At 37.4% G+C, this 26,837-nt stretch carries 30 protein-coding genes, 1 pseudogene and 1 other annotated feature; of the genes and pseudogenes, 17 read left to right on the forward strand and 14 right to left on the reverse strand.

Features of this window, described 5'->3' with window-relative positions:
- Positions 1-12: 12 nt before the first annotated feature.
- The 5 genes and pseudogenes from R2H34_RS17075 to R2H34_RS17095 form a co-directional block, all read left to right on the forward strand.
- A pseudogene (locus R2H34_RS17075) lies at positions 13-1,067 on the forward strand (IS3 family transposase); the annotation flags it as partial.
- Positions 288-404: a sequence feature (AL1L pseudoknot), on the forward strand. (Overlaps the previous pseudogene by 117 nt.)
- Positions 1,036-1,308 (forward strand): hypothetical protein, encoded by a 273-nt coding sequence (locus tag R2H34_RS17080; protein WP_318342572.1) that lies wholly within the window; start codon positions 1,036-1,038, stop codon positions 1,306-1,308. The pseudogene R2H34_RS17075 and the gene R2H34_RS17080, both read left to right, overlap by 32 nt.
- A gap of 17 nt (positions 1,309-1,325) precedes the next feature.
- Positions 1,326-1,514, forward strand: a complete 189-nt coding sequence (locus R2H34_RS17085; RefSeq protein WP_318342573.1) for a hypothetical protein — start codon at positions 1,326-1,328, stop codon at positions 1,512-1,514.
- A gap of 37 nt (positions 1,515-1,551) precedes the next feature.
- Positions 1,552-2,696 (forward strand): IS3 family transposase gene (locus R2H34_RS17090; protein WP_115613877.1). Its coding sequence is split into 2 segments (ribosomal slippage): positions 1,552-1,816 and positions 1,816-2,696, totalling 1,146 coding nucleotides; the frame shifts between segments, so codons are not numbered across the junction.
- 289 nt (positions 2,697-2,985) lie between these two features.
- Positions 2,986-3,291: a hypothetical protein gene (locus R2H34_RS17095; protein ID WP_318342574.1), complete on the forward strand. Its 306-nt coding sequence runs from the start codon at positions 2,986-2,988 to the stop codon at positions 3,289-3,291.
- Between the two features lie 53 nt (positions 3,292-3,344).
- On the opposite strand, the gene R2H34_RS17100 is transcribed toward R2H34_RS17095, so the two are convergent.
- The 14 genes from R2H34_RS17100 to R2H34_RS17165 all read right to left on the reverse strand — a co-directional run bounded on the left by R2H34_RS17100 (position 3,345) and on the right by R2H34_RS17165 (position 15,888).
- Positions 3,345-4,235 carry a ParB/RepB/Spo0J family partition protein gene (locus tag R2H34_RS17100; protein WP_061403608.1) on the reverse strand — a complete coding sequence of 297 codons (891 nt, stop codon included), beginning with the start codon at positions 4,233-4,235 and terminating at the stop codon, positions 3,345-3,347.
- A gap of 13 nt (positions 4,236-4,248) precedes the next feature.
- On the reverse strand, positions 4,249-5,109 hold the full coding sequence (locus R2H34_RS17105) for a ParA family protein (protein ID WP_044424285.1): 861 nt from the start codon (positions 5,107-5,109) through the stop codon (positions 4,249-4,251).
- Between the two features lie 133 nt (positions 5,110-5,242).
- Positions 5,243-5,872 (reverse strand): hypothetical protein, encoded by a 630-nt coding sequence (locus tag R2H34_RS17110; protein WP_240016379.1) that lies wholly within the window; start codon positions 5,870-5,872, stop codon positions 5,243-5,245.
- Between the two features lie 9 nt (positions 5,873-5,881).
- The gene (locus R2H34_RS17115) at positions 5,882-6,487 is read right to left on the reverse strand and encodes a hypothetical protein (RefSeq protein ID WP_044424287.1); all 606 of its coding nucleotides are present in this window, start codon (positions 6,485-6,487) and stop codon (positions 5,882-5,884) included.
- Positions 6,487-7,416 carry a hypothetical protein gene (locus R2H34_RS17120; protein ID WP_044424288.1) on the reverse strand — a complete coding sequence of 310 codons (930 nt, stop codon included), beginning with the start codon at positions 7,414-7,416 and terminating at the stop codon, positions 6,487-6,489. Before R2H34_RS17120 ends, R2H34_RS17115 begins: the two co-directional genes overlap by 1 nt.
- Positions 7,417-7,450: 34 nt before the next feature.
- Complete coding sequence (locus tag R2H34_RS17125; RefSeq protein WP_240016378.1) at positions 7,451-7,807, reverse strand: hypothetical protein; 357 nt, start codon at positions 7,805-7,807, stop codon at positions 7,451-7,453.
- Between the two features lie 51 nt (positions 7,808-7,858).
- On the reverse strand, positions 7,859-8,701 hold the full coding sequence (locus tag R2H34_RS17130) for a hypothetical protein (protein WP_240016377.1): 843 nt from the start codon (positions 8,699-8,701) through the stop codon (positions 7,859-7,861).
- Between the two features lie 14 nt (positions 8,702-8,715).
- Entirely contained in the window at positions 8,716-9,696 is a 981-nt protein-coding gene (locus tag R2H34_RS17135; protein WP_153518780.1) for a hypothetical protein, read from the reverse strand.
- A gap of 87 nt (positions 9,697-9,783) precedes the next feature.
- Positions 9,784-11,190, reverse strand: coding sequence for a hypothetical protein (locus tag R2H34_RS17140; RefSeq protein ID WP_240016376.1), 1,407 nt, complete (start codon positions 11,188-11,190; stop codon positions 9,784-9,786).
- Between the two features lie 14 nt (positions 11,191-11,204).
- Complete coding sequence (locus tag R2H34_RS17145; protein ID WP_240016375.1) at positions 11,205-11,855, reverse strand: hypothetical protein; 651 nt, start codon at positions 11,853-11,855, stop codon at positions 11,205-11,207.
- A 14-nt stretch (positions 11,856-11,869) separates the two neighbouring features.
- Positions 11,870-12,916, reverse strand: coding sequence for a ParM/StbA family protein (gene parM / locus R2H34_RS17150; protein ID WP_227552800.1), 1,047 nt, complete (start codon positions 12,914-12,916; stop codon positions 11,870-11,872).
- A gap of 302 nt (positions 12,917-13,218) precedes the next feature.
- On the reverse strand, positions 13,219-14,556 hold the full coding sequence (locus R2H34_RS17155) for an ATPase, T2SS/T4P/T4SS family (RefSeq protein WP_225761876.1): 1,338 nt from the start codon (positions 14,554-14,556) through the stop codon (positions 13,219-13,221).
- 13 nt (positions 14,557-14,569) lie between these two features.
- Entirely contained in the window at positions 14,570-15,403 is an 834-nt protein-coding gene (locus R2H34_RS17160) for a type IV secretory system conjugative DNA transfer family protein (protein ID WP_061403616.1), read from the reverse strand.
- Between the two features lie 14 nt (positions 15,404-15,417).
- Positions 15,418-15,888 carry a DotD/TraH family lipoprotein gene (locus R2H34_RS17165; RefSeq protein ID WP_044424294.1) on the reverse strand — a complete coding sequence of 157 codons (471 nt, stop codon included), beginning with the start codon at positions 15,886-15,888 and terminating at the stop codon, positions 15,418-15,420.
- Positions 15,889-16,404: 516 nt separating this feature from the next.
- Here R2H34_RS17165 and R2H34_RS17170 point away from each other — a divergent pair.
- The 12 genes from R2H34_RS17170 (at position 16,405) to R2H34_RS17225 (ending at position 26,829) form a co-directional block, all read left to right on the forward strand.
- A protein-coding gene (locus tag R2H34_RS17170) for an IS3 family transposase (RefSeq protein ID WP_115613877.1) occupies positions 16,405-17,549 on the forward strand; the annotation gives its coding sequence in 2 pieces (ribosomal slippage) (positions 16,405-16,669 and positions 16,669-17,549; 1,146 coding nt in all).
- 440 nt (positions 17,550-17,989) lie between these two features.
- Positions 17,990-20,068, forward strand: a complete 2,079-nt coding sequence (locus R2H34_RS17175; protein ID WP_240016373.1) for an integrase — start codon at positions 17,990-17,992, stop codon at positions 20,066-20,068.
- An 81-nt stretch (positions 20,069-20,149) separates the two neighbouring features.
- Entirely contained in the window at positions 20,150-20,356 is a 207-nt protein-coding gene (locus tag R2H34_RS17180) for a hypothetical protein (RefSeq protein WP_129264279.1), read from the forward strand.
- 38 nt (positions 20,357-20,394) lie between these two features.
- Positions 20,395-20,634, forward strand: a complete 240-nt coding sequence (locus R2H34_RS17185) for a hypothetical protein (RefSeq protein WP_129264281.1) — start codon at positions 20,395-20,397, stop codon at positions 20,632-20,634.
- Complete coding sequence (locus R2H34_RS17190) at positions 20,631-20,843, forward strand: hypothetical protein (RefSeq protein ID WP_044424297.1); 213 nt, start codon at positions 20,631-20,633, stop codon at positions 20,841-20,843. Before R2H34_RS17185 ends, R2H34_RS17190 begins: the two co-directional genes overlap by 4 nt.
- Before the next feature lie 221 nt (positions 20,844-21,064).
- A complete protein-coding gene (locus R2H34_RS17195) occupies positions 21,065-21,346 on the forward strand; it encodes a hypothetical protein (protein ID WP_061403621.1) in 282 nt (93 codons plus the stop codon).
- A 172-nt stretch (positions 21,347-21,518) separates the two neighbouring features.
- A complete protein-coding gene (locus tag R2H34_RS17200; RefSeq protein WP_129264286.1) occupies positions 21,519-21,776 on the forward strand; it encodes a hypothetical protein in 258 nt (85 codons plus the stop codon).
- A 572-nt stretch (positions 21,777-22,348) separates the two neighbouring features.
- On the forward strand, positions 22,349-23,047 hold the full coding sequence (locus R2H34_RS17205; protein WP_061403623.1) for a DotI/IcmL family type IV secretion protein: 699 nt from the start codon (positions 22,349-22,351) through the stop codon (positions 23,045-23,047).
- A 9-nt stretch (positions 23,048-23,056) separates the two neighbouring features.
- Positions 23,057-24,163: a DotH/IcmK family type IV secretion protein gene (locus R2H34_RS17210; RefSeq protein ID WP_236761402.1), complete on the forward strand. Its 1,107-nt coding sequence runs from the start codon at positions 23,057-23,059 to the stop codon at positions 24,161-24,163.
- Positions 24,164-24,171: 8 nt separating this feature from the next.
- On the forward strand, positions 24,172-24,567 hold the full coding sequence (locus R2H34_RS17215) for a hypothetical protein (protein WP_318342575.1): 396 nt from the start codon (positions 24,172-24,174) through the stop codon (positions 24,565-24,567).
- Entirely contained in the window at positions 24,568-25,497 is a 930-nt protein-coding gene (locus R2H34_RS17220) for an IS5-like element ISAba10 family transposase (protein ID WP_004763228.1), read from the forward strand.
- Between the two features lie 39 nt (positions 25,498-25,536).
- Positions 25,537-26,829, forward strand: coding sequence for a DotG/IcmE/VirB10 family protein (locus tag R2H34_RS17225; RefSeq protein WP_318342576.1), 1,293 nt, complete (start codon positions 25,537-25,539; stop codon positions 26,827-26,829).
- Positions 26,830-26,837 lie beyond the last annotated feature (8 nt).

The following is a 26,837-nucleotide window of genomic DNA, read 5'->3' on the forward strand; positions in this document are numbered from 1 at the left end:
GAGACTATTCCGATGAAAAAACCAAACTATACCCCCGAAATTAGAGAAAGAGCGGTTCAATTACTAATTGAATCTGAAAAAGATTATCCTTCTACTTGGGCAGCAATCACAGCTATTGCTCCTAAAATCGGTTGTACTCCTGAAACATTGCGTGTTTGGTATTTAAAGCATATGGATCAACTAAATCCTGCCAAAGTACAACAGAAATCTGACCAAGAAAAAATGAAGCAAATGGAACGTGAAATTAAAGAATTAAAGCGTGCCAATGAAATTCTACGCAAAGCAGCCGCTTTTTTCGCCCAGGCGGAGCTCGACCGCCCACACAAATAATGGTGGATTTTATCCAGAACAATAAAGATCGATATGGTGTTGAAGCGATTTGTAGAATTTTACCGATTGCAGCTTCGACCTATTATCGGGCTTTAGATCTCGTTGATAACCCAGAACATCGAGCGAAACGTGCTCTGCATGATTTACATCATGCAGAGCAAATCAAACGTATTTGGAAAGAAAGTTTAGGTCGATATGGTGTGCGTAAGGTCTGGCAACAATTGAAACGTGAAGGTTATGTTATCGCACGTTGTACAGTTGCTCGATTGATGCAGAAGCTAGGTATACAAGGTGTTTGGCGTGGTAAGAATAAACAAACCACCCGTAGCCGAGATGATCAAAAACGAGCAGATGACTTAGTAAAACGCAATTTTAATGCAGATCATCCTGACCAGCTGTGGGTCGCTGACTTCACGTATATTCAAACTCATTCAGGCTGGGTCTACACCGCATTTATTATTGATGTGTTCTCGCGAACAATTGTTGGATGGAAAGTATCAACACGGATGAATACAGATATGGTACTTGATGCACTGGAGCAAGCATTGCATGATCGAGGCATGCCAAAGAATGTGATTCATCATTCCGACAGAGGTGTGCAATATCTTTCCATTCGCTATACCAATCGTTTAGAAGCAGCAAATTTACGAGCATCAGTCGGTACAACGGGTGATTCATACGATAATGCTCTGGCTGAAACGGTGAATGGCTTATACAATCCAATGTTATGCAGGTATTGAGAAAAAACTAAATGGCTTAGCCGAGACAATAAAGGCTTCTAATACTGCAAAAAGTAAAGATGCAGCATGGAATAATTCTATGAGTGCTGTGAACTCTGTCTACCAAATCTGCAATAAGATAAATGCAATAAATTCTCCAATGGGGGGAGCTGATGCACTTACAGCAGGTGCAGCTTGTAAAGTGGATCTAATCGCTTTGAAACCATATAAGGCAGCAAAACTACTTGAACAGAAATAGTTAAAAAGGATAAGAAAATGTTTAAGATTGGCAACGTACCAGAAGTTGAGAAATTAGATCTCTCCAGTATGCAGAATGATTTTATAAAATCTTTCGTAGATGGTTTAGTTGCTGATCGTTTAATCCAAAAGGATTTAGTGATACTAGATCCTTTTGAAGATGATGACAGAGGTGGATCAGGAAATTTGAACAACACTTATAAGTGATATTTTGCTCCCCAAATGATGTTATAAACATCAATATATGGAGTATTTTATGGCACGTAGACCAAGAAGAAATCATTCAAATGATTTTAAAGCTAAGGTAGCACTTGCTGCGATTAAAGCAGAAAAAACACTTGCTGAATTGAGTGCTGAATTTGATGTTCATCAAAACCAAATTATCGACTGGAAAAATCAATTAATTTCAGCTTCCTCGCAAGCTTTCGATCAATCAAAAGCTCCAACAGAACCACCCATCGATCTAAAAAAACTACATGCAAAAATTGGTGAGCAAGCATTAGAAATTGATTTTTTAGAAGGTGTGTTGAAGAAACTGGGCCGCTTCAACCACAAAAGTTAATCGACGACTCACTTCAGATTTCAGTATCTAAGCAAGCTAAGCTGCTGAAAGTCTCCCGTGGTTGTTATTATTATCGCCCAAAACCTGCGAGTGCATCAGATCTGAAGCTGATGCGGTGTATGGATGAATTACATATGCAATATCCTTTTGCAGGTAGCCGTATGATGCGTGATTTGTTGAATCGTCAAGGACATCATATAGGACGACGTCATACACGTACTTTAATGAAGAAAATGGGCATTAATGCGTTATATTGCAAACCAAATTTAAGCCAGGCTAATCAAGCTCACCGCAAATATCCATATCTGCTCAAAGGATTGGCTATTCAGCGCAGTAATCAAGTGTGGTCTACGGATATAACGTATATCCCTATGGCAAAAGGCTTTGTTTATTTATGTGCTGTGATTGATTGGCATAGCCGCAAGGTACTTGCGCATAGAGTATCGATTAGTATGGAGGTTACATTTTGCATAGAAACATTAAATGAAGCTATTGAAAAATATGGTCGACCTGAAATATTTAATACAGACCAAGGCAGTCAGTTTACCAGTGATGCATTTATTGATGTATTGAAATCAAATGGCATTCAAATCAGTATGGATGGTAAAGGTCGATGGGTTGATAATGTGATGGTTGAACGATTATGGCGGAGCGTTAAATATGAAGAGGTGTATCTCAAAGCCTACAGCAATGTTTTGGATGCGAAGAAGCAATTAAACGCATATTTTGAATTTTATAATTTGAAACGACCTCATTCGAGTCTGGACAAAATGACTCCAGATGAGTTTTACTATGACCAGCTACCACAACAAAATAAGGTAGCTTAACTAGAGCAGAGTATCACTTATAAATAAGCTTTTAGTTGTTCAAACATGTGGGACCACCTCTGACCAATTTCTTTCTTTTCAAATTTACTATCCTCAAACTCCTGAAAAAAGAGTAATTATTCAAATTGAAAGACCAAAATCTGTGATTAAAGTCTTTGTTGAAAGTGAGACTTTTTATTCAGGATCGGGTTATGAGTTCCTTATCCATCCCACATCTGCACTACTTACAGCAAAGCACGATGATATTGTAGAGATAGTGCATGGTAAGATCTTTTTCTTGGCATACAATTTGTTGAGACTAGCTGATGGTTATGAGTTCTTTGTTCAAAAGGATAATGAAGTACTCGAAACAAAGCATCCGATGATTGCAATCTATGAAACGTTTGTAAGTCCTATAGATCAGAACAGAACAATACTTTTCAATGAACCACATATAGAAACTGAATGTACCGATGTGTTGATTCAAATACGTCCTGATGAGAAGCTTGTATCGATCACTGGAGAGGGAATGTCTTTGGGTAGTATTAAATTGTTAGAGACATTTGTAAGCTTGAGTTACCTATACTCTGATATGGCTGTTGAATATTATTGTTAATACATTACCTAAAAAAAACCTCCTTTTTACGGAGGTATTTTTTTTTAATAATATTATTTATATTGTTTTTGGATAATTTTAAGATCGTTGATTAACTCTGCCAGATCGTTAAGAACTTCCACTCTTTCTTCCTCATCTTTAATTTTACCTTGAGACAATAATGAAATACGATCAAGACTGTCTTTACCTTTCACGGTAATATCAATGATCACTTTTTCATTGTAGTCAGGAGCTTTGGTAGTTTCTTTATTGTCTTTTTCTTCATCAATGACAAATTGATTTTTGAGCTTTTTCACTTCAGGCATACCAAGAGATTTACCTGAAGCAGCAAATTTTTCTACCCATTTGATAACTTCATCTGGATGTTCTTTAGAAAGGTTCGCAATTTCATACATGGCTGAGAAATCTTTACACATTCCTTGATTGTGCATCCATTCAAGATTATCAATAATGCTCTGGTGAACGTCTTTAGTTAGCGAAGCTACTTTACTTGTTTTTGCCTCATTAAAGCCTAAAGCAAGGCCAATTTGCTTCTGCTTGGCAATTTTGTTGGTGATCAGGCGATTGATACTGTGACTGAGATCAAAGATTGTCATGTCTTTACGCATGACATTTGCAGTCAACTGATCTAATTCAGAGAACTCTGCTTTAATCACGGCAGGAATCGTTTTTAAACCTGCTCTGAGTGCGTTTCTTCTGCGTCTGTTGCCATCTTTTACAATATAGCGTGTAGCATCATCAGGATGGGGAATAATGACGATAGCTTGCAATATTCCACGATCCTTGATGCTTTCCACCATTTCGTCTTCATCTTTATCTGATAGAAATTTGCGTGGGTTTAATGGATCTTCTTCAATGAGGTGCAAATCCACCTCAATTGACTCCATTGTTTTTGCGCCCTTTTCTGGCTCATTGCTTCCAGTGATAACGTCTAGTAAGTTCATGTCGATTCTCCTATTACTTGTCAGCAGCAAGTTTGAGCTGTTTTGAAATTTGCTTGAAAAGGGTAAAGAATGTCTTTTTAACTGGTCTGGTCGAATTCTTTTGGATATGCCATGTAGCGATCCCAAGCTCAGCTGCTTCTTCGATTACATTTTTTTCCGTGAAATGAAGAATGGAATCATTTTCTAAATAGATAAGGTTTGAAGCTTTTCCATCACGGTTAAGATCTGCCAAAGCAGTTTTTTGTACTTCAGATTTTTTATTTACTAAATTAGGTACAACGCCTCCCAAGATCAGATCAGGGTTCATAGCTTTTTTAATTTTTTGTGCAAAAGCAATATATTCTGAAATACCATCAACGGCATAACTTTTTAATAATGTTGGCATAACAACCAGATGAGATACGGACAAAGGAATAAGCAATAGATTTCCTAAAGTTGGTGGAGTATCAAAGATAATAATTGTTTTATGTTTCAGTAGTTTAGATATATTTTCTTTAAAAGTAGCCGTTTTTTCAGTATCGATACTGTTGTTAATATTAGCCAATGCTAGATTTGGTTGGAATACAGCAATTGCACCACTATTGATAGATAACTGTGAGTCTGACAATTCACTTAGGAATAGATCCACAGCATTGCCTTTTAAGACTGTGTTCGTATCCGATTTTTTTACATAAGCAGGTAAAGAGGCTTCTTTATTGTATTTTAATAAATGTTTAGAACTATTACCCTGATTATCTAAATCGATCAAGGCAACTTTGTAGCCTTTCTCAGCAAAGAAAAAAGCACAATGAACTGAGAACGTACTCTTACCTACACCACCTTTACTATTACCGATAGCAAGGATTCCTGAATCTTTTGCAGTGATTTTTTGCATCTTTTTATCCTTTTGAAATAGGGTGAACTCATGCACATTGCTCATCCACCACCGATAGTCAAAGAATAACTTAGATATAAAATTAATGAAAGTATTTTTCTTAAAAAAATTTCATTTATGAAAGTTTTCCAGATTATGACCTTATAAACACATCATCAATATTCAGTTCAATGTCACTTAATTGAATAGAATATAGCGATTTTAGTGTTTCTATTGCATCTGGAAAGAAATCAATTGCATTGCTCAGTTGAGGTTCTATGGAACTCAATGCAATATTAGGAATGGCACGATTCTTCTGCCCATTGATGTAAAAAACATTACACCAAGCAGGAAATATGAAGTTTGAATTAACTACTTCAAAAATATTAAGTAGTACACCTTGTAAATTCAGGGGTGAGGCTTGACCAAAAACGTTAGGTGAATTTAGAGTACCTAAACATTGTGAAAATTCAGTAGTTAATGAATTAGGTGAAATATGGTGAAACACATAAATTATTGTTTTTTTTAAATTATTTTCATTTATTTCTTTTTTATAAACTTGATTCCGTAGTAAATAAGATTCTGAATCTATAAATTCTGATGGAGCGATAGCATCATTTTCAATCATTTCATGGTAAACCATGATTGCTTTGTTAAGCATTTCAGAGCAAGCCAAAATATCTCTACGGTGTAAAGGGCTATTTGAATAGGTTAAACGATCTAGTAGTAATCCCTTATCTATTAGGTTACTCCGAAAAACTTCAATAAGAGTGACATAATCCATTTTTCTGGCCTATAGAAAGCGTGTCGTATTCGCTTTGAAATGTTGCTTGGTTATTGCAGTTTTCTGATGAATTACTGGAATTGGACGATCCGAAAAGTGTTCGATTTCAAGCTTGTTGAACCCATTGGAAGATTTCTTAATTTGACCTAAGATCATGTTCTTAAAAGTATCTTTTTTTGAACTTAAATAATCTATGTACATATCGCTTAAGGGGATACTTACAGTCAGACTGCGGATTGAAATTTTATTATCACTTTTGATATTTTTATTTTCATAATCAAGTGGTGGGAACTTAATGACCAGATAATTTTCAATAAAGGTTGCATACTCTATCTGGATCTCATTAAGCCACCAGAAATCCGCATCCTGACAAAAGAAAAGAAAATTTTCTGGATTATTATCGTCTATTCCAAATGCAAATAAACTTGCTTGTTGGGTCGATAATTCAATTGATGAGTAGGGGTTCTTTTTGTCGTAAAAGTAATTGAACGAGCTTAAAAACCTTAAAAGGTAAAGCCATGCACGTACTTTAAGCGCATTGGAAGAAGCAATTTCAATTTCATCATCTTTAAGTTCTTCAAGCGCATCGATAATATGAGGAGGTAATGCACTCATTATTTTTGCTCCAATTCTGGTTCAGATTTTTGTTGGATAAGTTTTTTATGTTCTGTGATGATATTTTTTAAGGCTTTATGTTCGCTTATCCCTTTAGATTGAGCTACTTCAGTAACCCATTCATAACAAACATTATCCAGAATACGTTCAATTTCTGTTTTTAGTTTCCTGCTTCTGGCTGATCTATTGTCATCCAGTAATAATTTCTCGATATTGGCATACTGACGAAGACGTTTAACATCACATTTACGAATATCAAGTAATTTACTGATCGAATTATCGTTTGCCCCCTGTTTAACGTAATTCACGTATTCATCCAGATTTGAATAAAGTCTTAAAGTTGTGATGATATGCTCATGGCCAGTTACGATGAGTCGTTCGGCATAAGTTGCTGTCTCAGGATCATCGATGCTGCGATTACCTTGAAAGATCATTTCATCAAAGATCTTCTGGTCATAGACATCACAGATAAGACGTGACTTTTGGCGAGTCGCCTCAATTAGATGTGACGTTCCATCGATGTGGAATTGACTTTGAATTTTTGAAAATTCAAGTTTGTTTAAAATTGCTAAAGCAATAATAAATTCCGCAGGTAAGTCGAACTCTAGGTCAAAGTTTTGAGTAATTGCCCGACTATATGACTGAATAGGTAAACGTCTTTCAACAATCCATATTGAAGTATCAAAGAAAGTAATGATCTCAGAAATTTGATCATCACTAAACAGTGGATACTTCTTATCAGAATCGAGAGGGTTTGCAAGGTTGGACTTTCCACCTTTCAAAAGATAAATGCTTTGGTCTTTATTACTTGTAAAGAAACCATCTTCTAACTGTGAAAAGTTAAATGTTTTAGAGTTTAATGATATTAAGTTTTTAATATCCTTGTAATATTCCTCTAAAGTTGATTTTCGGCGTTCCTTTCTTTCCATAAGTAACTCATGTAAATTTTACTAAAATTGAATTTCAGTGACGTTTTAAAAGCGTTTCAGGGAATTGAGCATCTTTTATGGTTTCATCATCACCATTATAAAATAAGCCTTTGTCACCCGTTTTCAGCTCATAGATCTCACTTAAGGTATTCATTAATACGTTGTATTCAGCTTGAGTACACAGTTCAGACTCGTAAAGGCACAATAAATAGCCATTACAAATCGAAAATCTACTATCAAACGATTCATAGTCTTCTACGGGTAAACCCATAAATACGCAAGTACCAATTGAAATATCTTTTAAATCAGTTAATCGTTTTATGGCACTAGACAAACGTGGGTTCTTCTTGGCCATTGCACTCAATATTTCTTTTTGAAGTATCAAATCCATATAATTCTCCAAAAATGTCCTATGTTAATGCTAAAAAGTGCAGCTCAGTGTTTAATTAACTTCTTGTAAGCAGCCTAGATCGCTTTGAGCTAATTTAGGTACACCCATCCGATCTTGAACTTTAGCAACTACGTCTTCAGCAATCTGCACCTGCTTATCAATCGATGCGTTTGAATAAAGATTCTGTCCACTTGCTGATTGGTTGTTTGCGCTGTACTTGTTGGCGACTGCAAGTGCAACGTAAATTAATAATATTGCAGTAATTACCATTAACACTAACTGAATAGGGGTAAACGTGTACCCGAATATAGAAAAGGTTCTTGGTGTCGCAGGAATTACTGCTGATCCTACTGGAGGATAGTTCTGGCCAGAGATCATATTAACGGGATATTTAACTTGAGATCCTAAATTGTATGCGTCAGAAATTTCATCGAATACCTGAGACCATTGATCTTGAATGTACTGTTTAATCTCTGCATCATCATACCAATCTGCATCATCTTTGATGATTTGGCTTGGATAAACTTTTAATTTTATCGAAGCAAGCGAGAACTTTTTGGGTTCGCCACTATTATCCAAGACATTTGAAATGAGTATAAATGGTTTGAATGAAATGATCCGAAAGGGGATACCTTGTTCATCAGAATTACTTTGCTTATCAAAGTTGTCGAAGTCTATTCCATAATCAAACGAGGGTACATTCGGTAAAGGAACTGATACTAATTTGGGTGATGAATTCTCAATGGTGCAATTATCTTCAAATTCAATTTTTACTGATAAAATTTTTGCAACATCTTCAGTTGGATTACTGACAGCATGAATATTAGATTGTGATAATGGTTGATGAGAAGTTGCAGGCACTTTTACTTTAGCTTTTTTATTAAATAATTTCATGGCGATAATACCTCTCAGATTTTACCAAAGATCATTTCAAGGATACTTGCATCAGAGAGGCCAGTAGCCATTTTTGGTTGACCAGTCTTTTTGTTTAAGTAGAAAGCGGTTGGTACTGCAATGGTATTACTATTAGTACTTTGTTGAGTGGCTTGCACCAAGAATGCCTGATTCTCATCGATAGCTTTTTTGTCCGCTGCTGTAGCTTCAGGTAGGCCTGTAGTGTCTTTAGAGAATGCTTTATTCAACAAACTTGGATCATGTAATGTTGCAGCTGCAAGTTTATAGCCATCATCTGATTGTTTTAACAATACTGTAGGAATCCATTTGATTGAATATCCCTTTTCAACATATTTGCGTGTAGCACGGTATGCTTCGTGGCAGTTTGGGCAGCGTGGATCATAAAGCACATATAGAGTGTCAGTATCAGATCCTTTACCCTCTTTTGCACCTTTAAGTTTAGCCAGTACTTCAATTGCAGCAGGAGCAGGTTTGTTCCATTCTCCCACAATTTCGGCAAAATCTACGGATACTTGTTCCTGACCTAATGGTGTACCTAAATTGCTTGGATTTTCAGGCGTGCCATTTCCGTATTTTTGTTGCGCTGCTTGGAGAAGTGGAAGACTCACGCTATCCATAGTGTTTACATCAAATGCGTTACCTGTGATCACGACTTTTTCATCAGGTGTGGTAAAGACAACTTGAGGCGTGCCATTGATTAGGATCGTCCAAGCAAGAAGATTACCTTGTATTTTATTGACTTCTGAGATCGTGCCTAGACGTGCCAAGTTGGTATGCAATTCTTTGCTGTAGTCCTTGCTTTCAGCTGCAACTGAGTGTTGCTGTGAGCTTGTATTTGAGGATGTATCAGCTTTTTTTAGAACTAAAAAATAGACGATTGCAAACAAGAATGCAGCTATCAATAATCCAATGATTAAACTTTTAATTGATAATTGGGATTGAGTAGTTTGATTCCCAAGTGTTCTATTAGTCATTTTGAAACCTTTTGTTTGGTTTTATAACAAGATTGAAATAATGATAACTCATTTTAAAAAAAACATATATCCGAAAAATAAATATTTCTATGATGAGGCTGTAGTGATTTTTACTGAATCCAAAGCCTGAGCTGATTCAATTTGTGGGGTGTGGTGATTGAGATATATATCAGGCTGTTTGTATTTGTATCGCTTAAGAGCTTCATTGAGGCCAAGCCATCCATAACTGAAGTCTGGAGATACTTTCTTTCTTTTGTAATAGCATTCTGATGTGTAATGAGAGAAAGCTGCTAATTGTTCAACGAAAACACTTGGTCTACCTACGCTTTGCACCAAAGCCCATAAATTTCTGTCATACATACGCAACCAACGTAATTCGCAGGGTGCAATTACACCCAACATTCTGGCTCTGTAAATTGTGGCGATCAGAGCTGTTCTCGCATAAGCATGTTGGCTGAAAATTTCTTGAGCGACAGGATGATTCCAATATTTAGAAACTGTTTTTTCCAGTTTTTTTCGGTTAAATGACTGGTAACTTCTAGGTTTGAGATTTTGAGGGTTGATAAACTTTTTATCAGTGGTTAACTGTTTGTAGGCTACATGCCAAAAATAATCTAAAACTTGATCCTTATTTTTCAAGATCGACTTAAATTCTTTATCAGACATATTTTCATCAGTGGCACATGCTACTGGCAGGAAGATAGCAAATAAATTAATTTCCCCGTCCGTCAAATCCTTTGGAGAATTTAATAAATCTCCTAACTGGATATACATTTCCTTTTCAAATTGCTTTTCATCAAGTAACGGATACACATCATCTTTGGGTGAAGAACCAAAATTCTGTTCATCGTTGAAATCTGCAATTGACTCAATTTCATACTTTCTAAAACCAGAAACGAGCTTGTACTCCAGAACAAACTCTCTAGGAGAAAGCATTAATCTGTAAAAGCCTTTATCGTTTGGAACTTTCGATTGAACGAAATATGAAATGTATTTAAGGTGAGGGTAGAGCACGCTTAATTCGAGAATTAACGATTCAAGGTCGTGGTCTTTGACGTAACGGGTGTCTGGAATATCAACAAGGTTTTTACTATGTTTGTACCAGACATATCCAATCAGTGCTCCTGCAATCAACATAGATGGAAACAGATTGTTGATATAGTAAAAGTTAAAAGGAATTGCTTTTATATTGACTGTGCAATTCATTAAAGGGTTTAAGTAATGGTTGGGATCTGGATAACACAATTTGCTGATTGTATTGGTTGTAAAATTCAATATTGAAGCATCACTATTGGTGATCTTCTTAATTAATAGCTGCAAATACCAAAATGGAAGTTCAATGATACCAAATAGAGTTCGAGTAATTTTAACTATAGCTACACTGCCATAGTGCCATGCTCCCCAAAAGAAGCCCACAGTGACGAATATAATTGCACCTACGATGATCAATGTATCTGTACTTGAATCTGAGGTTCTGTGATTATGTTGATTCATGGTTTACCTAAACCCTAAGCAATAGAGATGTGATTCCAGTCATCTGATGGAGTGACATCATTTTCTGTTTTGGTTTCTTCTAAGTGGATCTGCTGCACAGCAACAATTTCTTCTGAATCAAGTTGCTCTGTATAACTATTAATCAGCAAAGCGGTTTGTAGATTTTCGTGGTTAAAGCTTGCACTCATAACAATAGTATTCCGTTTGAATTCCTCATCTCTCATTAGGTCAATGAATAGATTTAGAAAAGATCCACAACCTAATTGGAAAACTTCATTTTCTAATTTTGCGGTGGCAATTGGATCTTTGCGGATCTCCAAAGCTGTAAAGTACTGCGAGATCATGTAGGCCAGATAGTTTGACATTTCATACAGTGCTGACAGACAGTAGATTTCTCTATCCGTCTGCTTGCGTTCTGATAAAAATTTGACCATTACTTCACTATTAAAATTAAGTGTCACTTTATCTTTGCTGCTGCCAAGAAAACCCACGATATTACTAACTGAACTTTTTGTGGGATGAGTGAAAAAGTAATAGATTAGGTGACTGTATAATTTGCCTGCATCAAAATTATTGACCTTTAAAAAGGACAAAAGAAATTCCCTTTGTCTTGTTGGCAATTTGTCTAAACTAACCGAAACTCTTAATCTGTGAGGTTGAGGCATGGCTTCACCTCAAGTTAGATTCTTGCCATAAACGCAGCACATTTATACATGCCTCTAGCGTTAGCGAATTCAGGGTCTTTTACGATCTGTATGTTGTTGTATTCAAGTTTATTGGTAAGTTGTTCACCTAGCGTGATAGAACCGCCACCAACAAGCAGAACTGCACCTAGATCCTTTCCGTCTCTTACATGCACTTTAACTTTATTGATGATCTGCTCGATAACTTTGTCTTTAGCTTGAGAGATTAAGTCTGATACATCGTGACTCTCTTTGCCAATCGATAACGTACCACTGTCTAAAGCTTTGTTTAATCGCCAGTCTGATATGTCTGATGACATCTTCAATTTAGCTTTAATGTTTTGATTGAGTATTGATTTAAGAGTAATGATGCCAACATCAAGTGTTCCACAACGTGAAGTTTGCATAGTTCCACCTTGAGGATTAATTACGGCAATATCAGTGGTTCGTCCACCAATATCAATTACGGCACATCCTCCCTCAAATAAGTCATCATACAAATCAGTTTTTTTCCCCTTATCTGTCATTAGTGCGTCAAAGTAGGCGCATTGCGCTTCAGATAAGACAATGTGCTTAGAAATGGAAATTGGATCTAAATTGTTAGAAGCTTCATATAAGTTAAAGACTGATTTATCACGTAGATTAATCATTAGGTTGTTTGTTTTATTTTTGATTAAGTCAACATTTTTTGTACCATCCTGACCTCCATAGAATCGGTTTAGAGGTAGGCCAGTAGCAATTTTAAAATCACGATAATCTTTACCGAATGCTTTATCTAAAGCTTGATATACAAGTGCGATATTGGCTTCGCTGACTGGATAATCTTCGGTACGTGTGTCAATGTGCTCTGAACAAAACTCATCAACAGTGTATTTATTGCCATTTACGCTGATAATCTTTCTATTGACATCATCGGGATCGCCCATGATTGTTGCACCAATGGCCACACGGGAGGGCATTCTGAATTGAATAGCTAACTCGCCATTGTAGATCTTAATTCCATCATGGCCATCGTCCACGCCAACAACTAATGATTTACTCATATAATTCTCCAATGTCTTAAAATCTTATCTTCTTTTTGGTGTCTTAACTTTCCCAAATAGGAAACACCGAATGTATTGAAATACGAATGAATAGGGGATCTTCCAAATATTCTCGATGCAATAGCAAATAGGTAGTGCAATGATCGCTCCATATAAAATAAAGCTAACTTTATTGAAGAACATTGCACCAAGAACAATGAAAAACAGTACTAAAACGTTGATTTTATAAAGTTGAGGAATGAGCCTTGTCTTACCCCAATCCATATAACTGTTATTTTTTTCTTCCATTAAACTCTCCTATGCTATGCAAGTAGTGCATCAAAACCTGCCTGCGTAATTCTATTTTCAGCAAGTAGTTTATGAGCCTGTACTTCAAAATTAGGTGATGAAAATGCCGTACCAGTTGGCTGATTCATAACTGAGCGTATTTCTTTAACCACACCCGAAAAACCATCATCACTAATTGCTATGTCAAGTAACTTGCTTCTGAAATCTTTGGTCATAAACAATGTTTCTCTTACAGCCATTTGTTTACCATCAATAGTTTCAACCAGACGTTGAGCAATTAAGGCATGAGCTGTAGCGATTGTTTCTGTGAGTTTTCGGTTTTGCTGCTCTTTTGGAACAAGAGCCAAAATACGAGGTAAGATATTTGCCACATCATTACTGTGAACAGTAGAAAGTACGGGGTGGCCTGTTTGTGACAGTTCAATTGCAGCAGAAAATGACTCTTGATCCCGTAATTCACCTACCAACAATAATGCAGGCTTACGTCTCATAGCTTCTCTTACAGCGAGGGCAAAAGAAGAAAAATGCTCTGGTACTTGGCTTTGAGAAATAACCGAATGTCTACTTTGAATCTCGTTATAACGGAACTCAATAGGTTCTTCGATTGTGATGATGTTGCCTTGAATGTGAGTATCTTCTTCAAGTATGTAGCGGATGAATGAAGAAAGAGTTGTAGATTTTCCCGAACCTGTTTCACCTGCCATGTAAACAATACCAATACGAGGGATACACTTCAGTAGGTATTCTAGTTCAACACCAATATCTGAATATTTCGGTGGCTTTGATGGGATCAAGCGCATTACGATCTGGAATGAGGTATTTCCCGTAAGATCCATACATGCAGAAATATTGCAGCGGAATACAACTTTATTGCGGTCAACAGCAATAACGTTGGTATTACCATTTTCACTATCTTCTGCCACAAATCCTCCTATACCCTCAGAGGAGTTAGGGTCGAACAAGGAGCATGAGTAAGCGAAATTAAGGCCAATGCCTCGTCTAATTGAAGAAAGTGCCTCAGAACCATTAATCGTTGTGAGGAAACAATCTAATTCGATCCCTTTAATATTCGTATATGTCAGAGCATAGAGCCTGCCATATCTACGAATAAGAATAGGGCGACCAGACAAGGCAAAAATATCACTGGCTTTAAAGTGCTCGGCAATGGTTAAAATTTTTCGTACATCAGTTTCAGATGTAAGTTCAAAATTATCAACACGGATGGTGTCATGCAGAAGCATTTCATAACCATGCTTTTTGAGCACTTTTTCAGGAATCGTAGCTACATTCCCTGACTGATAATAGCTATCAGGAATATCAATTACTTCCTGTTCAGGCAGTTCAGTAGGCATACTATTATCCATACTATTGAGTCTCGATAGCTACAGGGGTATCAGATTCACTTACTGTAGAAGTTTGGACAGGTTGTTTAACTTCTGACCGTGAAACAATCGAAAGAGTATTGGCTTTCCAATACGATGGATCATTAACGAATCGAGGTAACTCGGTAATCTGGAAGTTTGACTGATTAAGCATCAGGGCATTTCCACCACCTGCGAGAGAAATGTTTGTTCTCGCAATTACAGGCATCGTTATTTTTCCGTTCATTCGGAATTGATGGAACTTCAGCATCCCGATAAAAGTTTGATTTAAACGGTTAAGCTGATGTGAAAAGATGGCATCAGCTTCTTTGACACCATCCTCTATTCCACGATCCATAGCATTTTGAAATGCTTTCTTTTCCTGTTGGTTCTTCGGTTTAAGTTCGTTAGGTAATGAATCCACTCCCACCTGATAAGACTCAACATTAAAGTTTAGATAGTCTCTCCAGTTTGGTGGTAAATGAGAAAAACGGGCATTCTCTTTAATTTCGTAACGTGTACCCAAGACGGAGAAAGTCCGTGCATTGCCTACATCACTAATATTGTGTGCCTCAACAATGACAGGCGGTACAACAATTGTATTGATCATTAAAGGTTGAAAGTTATAAACCGTATCTAATTTGCGGTCGTTCGCTTTAACAACATTTGAAATTTCTTGAAGACGAGCACGTAGAGCGTTACGGGTTGCAGCTTCTCGTACAATCGTTTGAATCGCTTCAACACGAGCTGTATTTTCAGCTTGTTTTGCTGAATCTGATTGAGAAACAATAATTGGCGTTTGTTCTAAGTAGAACTGATAATTCGGTAAGTCAGCCATTACGAATCCCCCTTTTAACGATGGATTAATGTGATGGTTTTAGACTGCGAATCAAATTCAACAGTTGCAGCGTTACCTAATTGGAGTGCTGTATCTTTTACAAGATCTGCACCTGTCATTTTGCGCTTATGGAAATTGACAATAGGTAGTTGGCGAATGTTGCCTGCTTCAATGAAACGATAACCAAATCTGTAAGCCACACTTTGAAGTAGAGTTTGTGAATCCCCTACAAAGTCCACAACCAATACATCTTTATTGATGTTTGAATTAGTGATGGCAAGGTTATCTAAGTATTGGCGTTGAGTCAGGGCGTAAGTCTGTTGTTCTGCTACAGCATCCTGAGCAGCTTTACTTAATACACCTAATGGTGATTCAACATCAAATTTTGGTGAGGGTACATAGTAGTAACTCTGACAGCCTGTTAATGCTAATACTACTGAGAATGTTGAAAAGAGCTTCAACATGGACATTGGTACTTTTTTCATGTGTACACCATTTTTGATTCTATAATTGTTAGCCAAGTGCAACCGAGCATCTTGGTAAGCTAAGTATAAATTCTAAATTTTAAAAAATATATAGTATTAAAAAATAAAAATCTTTGACCTAAAAGTATGGCATATCAAATGCTCATGGTGTTTTCTTCGATACTTTATGACCTCAAAACCATGTCAATTTATTTCAAAAAACTCGAAATTAGGTACGCAACATTGAAATCTTAGGCGTAATACTTGCGAAATCTCTGCCATTTATAATTTTTGTATAGCAGAACAATGCAATTAACGTTCAATAGAAACCAAAATTTTATTCGTTACTGAATTTTGAGAACAATAAGGGGCAATCAAGGACAAATTAAATTTAATTTTAATAAGAAATTAGAATGAAACAATTATACAAATATAAATATTTCTAATAATTATTGATTGATAGAGGTGGATCAGGAAATTTGAACAACACTTATAAGTGATATTTTGCTCCCCAAATGATGTTATAAACATCAATATATGGAGTATTTTATGGCACGTAGACCAAGAAGAAATCATTCAAATGATTTTAAAGCTAAGGTAGCACTTGCTGCGATTAAAGCAGAAAAAACACTTGCTGAATTGAGTGCTGAATTTGATGTTCATCAAAACCAAATTATCGACTGGAAAAATCAATTAATTTCAGCTTCCTCGCAAGCTTTCGATCAATCAAAAGCTCCAACAGAACCACCCATCGATCTAAAAAAACTACATGCAAAAATTGGTGAGCAAGCATTAGAAATTGATTTTTTAGAAGGTGTGTTGAAGAAACTGGGCCGCTTCAACCACAAAAGTTAATCGACGACTCACTTCAGATTTCAGTATCTAAGCAAGCTAAGCTGCTGAAAGTCTCCCGTGGTTGTTATTATTATCGCCCAAAACCTGCGAGTGCATCAGATCTGAAGCTGATGCGGTGTATGGATGAATTACATATGCAATATCCTTTTGCAGGTAGCCGTATGATGCGTGATTTGTTGAATCGTCAAGGACATCATATAGGACGACGTCATACACGTACTTTAATGAAGAAAATGGGCATTAATGCGTTATATTGCAAACCAAATTTAAGCCAGGCTAATCAAGCTCACCGCAAATATCCATATCTGCTCAAAGGATTGGCTATTCAGCGCAGTAATCAAGTGTGGTCTACGGATATAACGTATATCCCTATGGCAAAAGGCTTTGTTTATTTATGTGCTGTGATTGATTGGCATAGCCGCAAGGTACTTGCGCATAGAGTATCGATTAGTATGGAGGTTACATTTTGCATAGAAACATTAAATGAAGCTATTGAAAAATATGGTCGACCTGAAATATTTAATACAGACCAAGGCAGTCAGTTTACCAGTGATGCATTTATTGATGTATTGAAATCAAATGGCATTCAAATCAGTATGGATGGTAAAGGTCGATGGGTTGATAATGTGATGGTTGAACGATTATGGCGGAGCGTTAAATATGAAGAGGTGTATCTCAAAGCCTACAGCAATGTTTTGGATGCGAAGAAGCAATTAAACGCATATTTTGAATTTTATAATTTGAAACGACCTCATTCGAGTCTGGACAAAATGACTCCAGATGAGTTTTACTATGACCAGCTACCACAACAAAATAAGGTAGCTTAACTAGAGCAGAGTATCACTTATAAATAAGCTTTTAGTTGTTCAAACATGTGGGACCACCTCTGATCTCTTAAGTCTCAATTTTATAATCAGTTATTCTGATATTTTAAAAAATAAATTTATTAAAGTAATAATATAAAAATTTATAAGTTATTCAAGTTGAATTTTAATTTTTAAACCAATGCAAATAATAAAAAAGAAAATAATTTTTTTTGCGTAACCGTGATACCAGATGATTCGAGAACAAAGAATACTTTTTTTAAGTAATCTTAGGTATGATTGTGCAAGCAATCGTAGATTAAAAATTGGGTAACGAGCGAGCAGTTGATAAATTGACTGTCTTTTGAGCCTATAACTATTTTGAAACGATTGATGATTGGGCGCATGAGAAGCTCAATTTTTTGAACATTAAGATCACTGGTTGGCTTAAGGTAGAACAAAATATGACCGTAAACTCAGAATATGATATTAAAGCACAAGCGTATCCAAAAAGTATTAAAGGACTCGTTGAACGAGCGCAAAATTATTCAAATAGAACTGCTTTAAGATATACTAACGTTTGGAATAAATTATTAATCAAATACGGCGAAAAAGATAATATTGTCAATAATCCAGAAGCAGCCATGAATAATGTGGTTAATAACCTCATAGCTGAATATTCTAATAATGAGTATAGAGACTCAACCTTTAGGCAGTATCGAGCTGCTGTCATTTACAGATTGAGCGTAATCCTGTTGGATCAGGGTAGAACAGGAAATAAAATCTTATCTTTGCCCAAAGCAGCACGTTTTTTTGAAAGTTTGAAAAATGTAGAACGTATTAATACAGATCAAAAGCAACCGAAAAGATCCAGTAGCAGCAAACTGAAATATTTTCCTAGAGACCTCTATGAGCATGTTGGGAAGACGCAAAACGAGGTTATAGGATCTAAATTGGGTGTGATGCTTAAGTGCTTTCTTGAAGCTAATATGTTACTAGGCTTGAGACCTGTAGAGTGGCTAAGTTTAAGATTGGCATGTGATGTAGAAAAGAAGTGCTTATGTTTAGTTGTCGATAATGGCAAGCATTCAAATGGTAGGGCGAATGGTGAAATACGGATACTGGATCTGCTTGAAGATGATCGTGAAAAATTAAAAAGCCAGTTAAGAATAATTCTAGGGTTTAAGAAGCTACTGGACAAAGAACTAGAAAACAAAGCTCGAAAGATACTTAGCCAACTAAGTGCAGATACAGGTGAGCAATACAAACTCTATATATCTAGTAGAGAACCTGATGAGTTTTTATATGAATATTATGGTGTGAATAGCCAACGAACCACCATTAACGAAGATCCCAATAACGGAGTTCCCATTAACGGAACAAAGACCACTAACGGTATAAATGGGTCAGAGGCACACGGCGATAATTTGAGTGGTGATTCCATCAACGGAGATCCCATTAACGGAATTAAAACCAAAGACGGAATACATGGTCTAGGTTCGCACGGCGATATTTTGAATAGGTCTTCCGATAACGGAGAGACCATCAACGGAATTAATACTGGTGACGGAATTGCAGGTGACGTAGCCAATCACGGCGCACAAAATAGAACAATAGGTGACGCAGCCATAAATAGCGCACGGCGTTCTGAGCTGCAAGGAGTGACCGCCAACGGTACAGATACCATTAACGGAATTAATCCAGTAGACGGAAGCAATACCGAAAGCGGAAGAAAATTGCACGGCGAGGACGGTCTAGGAGATACCGACAACGGAATAAATCCAGACAACGGTAAAAATCCAGTAGACGGAAGTAATGGGCAAGTTGATTCCCAACAAAGCGATAAAACTTTCAGCCGATCTGAAACTATCAGTCAATCCAAAACTATCAGTCAATCCAAAACTATCAGTCAATCCAAAACTATCAGTCAATCCAAAACTATCAGTCAAAATGAAATAATCAGTCCAGAACTTAAGCAACTAGACACGGCGCACGATGATTCAGTGAATACCGTATCTGGTGGAAATACAGTAGACGGTTTGGATTCCGAGAACGGAAATAACGCCGTCTTGTTCAAGGCATTAAATACAGCAGTGATTGAAAGTTATGTGGATAAGCACGGCGCAATCCAATATGCGTTATGCCAAGCCTATATGGATTCACTCCAAAGCAAGCTTTATCGTATATGTAATGAGTTCTATAAAAATAAAAAGCAAGGCTTGGTTGAGGAAATAGAGGCAAATAAAGCGAACGCAACTATTTACAGCACACGCCATCAAGCCGTAGCTAATCGAAAGAAAGCCAAGTGGAAGCTTGATGAAATTGCTGCATGGTTTGGACATGCAAGTATAGAGACTGCTTCAAGACATTATGGTAGGGCAGGACGAGCATGGGGGGAGTTGCCTTATTACAGGCCATCTCGTTCAAGTATTGAAATGGTTCGAGTACGTGAGGCGGTATTGGAGCAAAGCAAAACGCCTATGTCGGATCAAGAGTTAATTAATCAAGTTGTGTCTGAAGACTACTTAGATGGTCTTTTATGATTTTTAAAAAATGAATATATGTATTTTTTAAAAATATGATAGATTACTCTTAATCAGTAAATTATCTAGGTAGGAATTCAGGTGAATTTAGAACCCGAACCATTAGTAAGTATTAATGGTGTTCAATTGACAAATGCTCAAACAGTTGCACTCCGTGTGGCAGTCTCTAATTATCTAACTGATTTGCAAGATTCTGATCTTGGTGATGATCCGCACGGTAAGGCAGTGACTAAACTTTATTTGGCTAGGCTGCAAGAAGTAATTGAGCTGATGCACGGCGCAAATTAACTTTCATTAATGAAAGTTTTATGTTCAAGGATCAGCTTATGATTAATAGAAATAATCTTTCTGGTGAAATCTCATTTGGTTGCATCATGTGTGATGAATCAGATGATATTTGTTGCGATTGCCGTAAAGAATCAAGTTCTTATGACATGGGCTATAGAGCAGGGAATAACGGCCTTGAATCAAATGCTATTCATTACGATGGTAATTTGAAAGCGATTTATGAGGAGGGTTACGTGTGTGGTCGTAATGCACGGGCTAAACATGGAGAATCAAAATGAATAATATTCTAGATTTTGCAGCCAAAATCCATAAACAATTTTTTATCGGTGGTTTAGTTGTATTTGTTATTTTAGTGATTCTTATGTCATTAAATATAGATATAAACTATTTATTGATTCTGCTCGGACTCATCTTATCTTTCTTTACGGGGGGATTGGTGATTAATAATCTCTATATAAGAAGATTAAAAAAAATAAGTAGTGAATGATGCACGTATCAATCATTCCGATGATAGATTTTTACCGTCTTCGGAAATTATGAGTGACGCAGCCAGTCACGGCGCATTGAAATCAGTTGATACCGTTAGCTGTTAGTTATACCGATCATGGAATTAATTCAGGTAATGGATTTAAGACCGATAACGGAATAAATGTTTACGCCGTTGGTGTTTCGGCAATTGTCATTTGCTAATAAGGCAAAGTAAATTTTATGAAAACTAATACACATGAACTTTTCAATACAATTAACCATGAACATATTGGCAGAGAATTAAAAGAAATTCTTGTTGCAGAATGTGAGGATGGACGTTGGTTTGTTGAGAATAATTGGGGTGATGTAGACTTTGAACAAATTGATGGTATTTCAAATCCACACATATCGCCGTATATCAATCCAAAATTTTTCAACAATGAAGATGATGTAATGGCTTATGCGATTAGCATTATTCGTACTGTAATTCCTAATTTTGAGCTTGATCGTGATGAACAATAGATACTATCTGGTTAAACACGGCGCACGGTTCAATACCGATAGTGGAATATATCGGTATTGGTGAGGTAGGTCACTGGCCTAATTCCGTAAGTGGGATGGATACAGTTAGCGGAATATTTACCGTCTACGGAATGAAACGCTTTCTTAAATGAAATTTTAAATGAGCAATCAAATGAATGAATTAACACCCAAAGAAGCAAAAGCAGTTGTGGAAAATGCTCCTGCATTTATTAAAGATGCTATAGATCAAACAGAAACTATGTACTGTCCTAGAACTGGTATGTATGCAATCAGAGGGCAGCACTTCGCAACCATGCAATACGAGCAGGGGGAGGATTCATTTGTCTCCACATTGAATTATCACAGTAGTTTTTATGATGAATATATCTATTTGTCTGCGTTGAAGTATCTTTATGAGCAGGCTGAATGACCTCGACTCAAATTATACGCACGGCGTATTATGTTGCTCTCTCCAGAGCAGTCCAATTCCGTAAGTGGTAATAATCCAGTTAGCGGATTATTACGCCGTGAATAGAATTGCTAATTTTGTCAATTGAATAATTTAAAAAAATCTATTAACTTTAAAAAAAAGATATTGCTAATTTTTAAAAATACTAAGACAATGTACTCACTAGATACTGTCACTTGAAGTGCAGTAATAAACAAGCCTCAGTCTTGATGACGAGATGATAAAGATGAATGAGTTAGAAGAAAAAGACTCGGAAATGTCGCAACCGACATTTGACCGATATAGTACGTGGGGTAATCCCCATAATCCTAATAATGTTGACTTCGCAACATTAGTTTTCTATTCGTCAATTCTTGATGTTCTATTGAATGTTTTTCTCGTAGTCATTGTGCTTTTAGTGCTTGTCATTGTTGGACTTGTGATTTTTATCTTCATCAATCCTGATTTCGTAAGATTCATTTTTGATGATGGTTCATCAGTTCCCTGCATATACAACCCACTGACAAAAACATTTACCCAATAGGGCTTTGATTATGACTGATCCAAATCAACCAAAACATTCAAGTCCTAAAGCTCCAAAAACCATAGACAGCCGTCTTGCTGAACGTGATGCAACGATCAAGGAAATTTCTGAACGTGTATCTAAGCAAAGGCTCTGGTTGGCTGCGTGCTTTGTTGTAATTCCTGCATTGGTAGTAGCTTTAGTTCTGCTAATTGTAATGCTTTCTAAAATGCCTAAAGCGGAAGCATTCCAGACAATTGACAACAGTGTCATCTGTAAGATCAATCCAAACGATAACCCTGCATTTACCAATACCAATATTGCAGAGTTTGCTAAAGAAGCTGTTCTTAATGCTTACTCCATCGATTATAAAAATGCGGATATTTCAACGACTGACGTATTACGCCGTTACTTCACGGATAAAGGTCGCTCAAGCTTTATCACCACATTAAGACAGTCTGGTTTGATTGATCAAATCAAACAGAACTATCTCGTCTTACAGACATCTGCGTTACAAACACCAGAAGTTACCAATGACAAAGGTATCGACAATTTCGGAAACCGCTTTTGGATCGTTCAAGTTCCTATTCGTATGGACTATTTTAACGGCAAAAACTCACCTGCTGACTCTAGAACGTATGTCGCTGAGATTCGTGTTGAAGTCACTCAACGTGATGTATTCAACCCGAAAGGTATTGGCGTGAGCAGCATTATTCTTAGAACTAAATAGGTGGTGGCAATGATGCAACAACTTAAGTTTAAAACTCTGGCAATTTGTATCGGTCTGATGATCGGATCAACTGCATACGCAGCTGATCCTGTGGCCAATCAACAAAATGCTCAAGGGCAACAACAGGGGCAGAACTTGGCTGCTCCTGCTCAGACTCAGACGCAGCCACCCCAACAGCAAGGTCAACCGCAGCAGCAACAAGCTCGTAATGACTACGTTGGACAAGCTCCACCAACAACCATCGATTTAGGAAGTGCTCAATCGTTTGGTTCGTCTTTCCCACCTCCAATGAATGTGAATCGTTCTAAAGAGGAAATTGTTGCTGAAGCTCTTGGTATGGCGTTGAGTCCACAACAAGTAAAGAACTTGAAAGATCTGTTCTTGCAGCAAGAACGTGATGCGTCTACGCCGTATTCATACACGGCGAGACCAATCGTGCGCTCATTGCCAGTAGATCTTAGTCCTGCTACGCAGCCACCTGTAGTAAGACTGTCTAAAGGTATGCTTTCAAGCATTGTATTTAGTGATTTGTCAGGAAATCCGTGGGAAATAGATCATGTATCTTTTAACCATGATCTATTTTCAGATAATCCACCAGATAAGCCTAAACAGGATGAATCGGGTAATTATAAAGGTACAAACATCCTCTCAATTGAACCTCTCACAGCAACGGCGTATGGCAATGTAACGGTGACGTTAAAAGGTTTATCTACACCAGTCATTTTTATTCTTTCAACAGGACAGAATGAAGTTGATATGCGTATTGACGCACGATTATCAGGCCGTAGTCCGACAGCGGTAAATTCGGCACTCAGAGCTAATCTAAACTCGCTTTCGGGTGGAGTGATGGCAAACATTGATAGTCAGACATTAATGTTCTTGGATGGTACACCGCCACCAGAAGCAGAACGTGTACGGACTACAGATCCGTCACTGGAGGCATGGAACTACAACGGTCAGTACATCGTGCGTACCAGAGATACAGTTTTATACCCAAGCTATAAAACAACAGCACGTTCGACATCTGGAATGGGAATCTTCATTTATCCTGATCCGATTAATCAAATTACAGTTAGCCGAAACAATGGCACTGCAACTATATTTTTGAATAACTAAGGTGCTCTATGACTCAAGATAATCAAAACTCTCAGTCAGTACCTAACGATCAAAATATTGATGTAGGACAAACTGAACAAAATAACGGCGTTGATCTAGTTCAGACTGAACAAAATCAGAATACGCACGTTAATTCAGATGGTATCAACGATACTTATAACCCAAATGCCATTCGCCCTAATGATGCAGATGAGCGCATCAATATGAAGTTTGGTGAAAAGTTTATGAAGAACTGGAACGAGAATGGAATTTTTCGTTTCATGGTCATTATCGGTACGTTTATCGCAATTATTTTGCTGATTGGTATTTTTAAACTGTTCTTTGCAGGATCAAAAACACCAGACCAGATTGATGCTTCTAAGAGGCTTTGTTGCATAAATAAATTTCATCCCCATACATGTTAGATGAATACAGAATCAAAAAGCCGATACAAAACAACGAACTGGTCTGAGTACAATCAGGCTTTACGTCAACGGGGTGCTTTCACCATTTGGTTTGATCCCCAAATGCAATGGTCTGCAACACCTACTGGAAAAAAAGGACGGCAACCTACCTACACTGATATAGCAATTCAATTTGCCCTGACGATACGAAACCTGTTCCAACTGGCTTTACGCCAAACACAAGGTTTCATTCAAAGCCTTTTGCAAATGGCTCACCTCGACTGGAATGTTCCAGACTTCTCAACATTGAGTCGGCGAGCAGATAAGCTCCAGCCACTTCTACATAAATCAGCAAAAAATCCACAGGAAGACTTGCATATTTTAGTTGATAGCACAGGGATCAAAGTTACAGGTGATGGGGAATGGGTGCGTAAAAAACATGGCGTAAACCAACATCGACAATGGCTGAAATTACATCTTGCGACAGATGCAAACAGTGGAGAAATACAAGCGGTTGAAGTCACGACCTGCCAATATGGTGATGCTGAAATGCTCCAACCTCTTTTAGATCAAATTGATGAACCCATTGCATCTGTCACGGCTGATGGTGCTTATGACACAGTGAATTGTTATGATGCGATTTTGAAACGGCAAGCAAATGTAATTATCCCTCCTCGTTCCAATGCTGCTTTATGGGCGGAAAATGAAATTGGTAAAGCAAGGAATCATGCAGTACAAGGCTGTTGGGACAAGGGTCAAAAGCAGTGGAAACGAGATATTGGTTATCATCGACGATCCCGAATAGAGGCTAAAATGTTTGCCTTGAAACGACTTGGACAAGGTGTATCTAGTCGATGCTTTAATCGTCAGGTGGTTGACTTGCAAATAAGAGTCGATATTTTGAATAAATTTACTCAACTTGGTACAGCTAAAACGGTGGCTGTTGCATAAATATCTGAAGATTAGAACAACTCTACCTTTCGTCTATTTGTGCAACAAAGCCCTTCTAAGACTAAATTCGATGCACCTGAAACAAACGTAGGGCAGGCAGAAGAAGTTACGCCAGAACAGTACCAATATATTCGTCAACAAGAGGCGATTCTGGCTCAGCAAGCGCAACAACGTGGGGAGAGTTTCACTCCTCGTAACTTGGTGATTCGTCAATCCAACGGTCAAGGTCAGGCAGTATTGCCTGCTACCAATAACGCAGCGAATGGCGTTACGTCAGGGCAGGTAAACGGTACGTTATTTAATTCAACTCAAAACCTGTCATATAGCGGTAACACGGCGCAAGGGCAGCAAGTACCTGCCAATGGTCAGGCTGCACAAGGTCAGGTTCAACAGGCGCAATATTCGCAGCAACCGCAATATGTCCAATTAGCTCCTGATTATGCAAGTCCTGCTGCTCAGCAATACGTGCAGAACAATAATGAATTTGCATCTTGGTATGACCAAGAATCACAAAGACAGATTTCTGAGAATGAAAAATCAGAAACAACTCTGTATGGATTTGTTGAAAAGCAGATCAAGCGACTTTCTGGTGAAGATCAGAAAAACGGCGGTAATAAACGCACGGGTTACGCCGTATCAACTTATGCAGTTGAAAACCCTAATTCCGTAGATGGTACGAATACAGGTAATGGACAAATTACAGGTAACGGAAATCAAGGTAACGGATCTAACCTTAATTATGGTGGGGCAAATTCCGCAAACGGTACTAATACAGGTAACGGAAAGAAAATCCTCATTCCCGCAGGTACAAGAGTTACTGCACGATTATTAAATGATGTGAATACCGATGACGGTGATCAAGTGTTTTCCGAAATTATGACGGGGAAACTTAAAGGCCGTAAGGTAATTGGAAATGTCAGAAAAACTCAAGACAACATTCAGTTTACTTTAAGTCGTGTCTTATCTGATGGTGTTAAACCTGAATTTTCTATTGATGCTACTGCACAAACGCTACAAGGCTCTTTCGGTATGGCGACCTATATAGATCGTCACATTCTCAAGAACTCAACGGCCATGATTGCGAGTAGTGCTGCAAAGGGCTATGGCAACGCATACCGTGACTATCTGGGTAATACCACATACACCAATGGTGCTGTGATAGTGAATCAGGAAGAACCAAGTAACAAGCGCATCATGGGTAACGTGGTTGGTCAACTTGGTGAAGATTTCGGATCTAAGATCGACAGTATCTACGGCAATAAGCCGACTACATTTAGAACGCCAGTAGGCACTGTGTTCTACATCTTCATTAATAAAGACATTACAGAATAAAAGCATTT

The organism is Acinetobacter sp. 16, assembly GCF_033439925.1.
Taxonomy (GTDB): Bacteria; Pseudomonadota; Gammaproteobacteria; order Pseudomonadales; family Moraxellaceae; genus Acinetobacter; species Acinetobacter junii.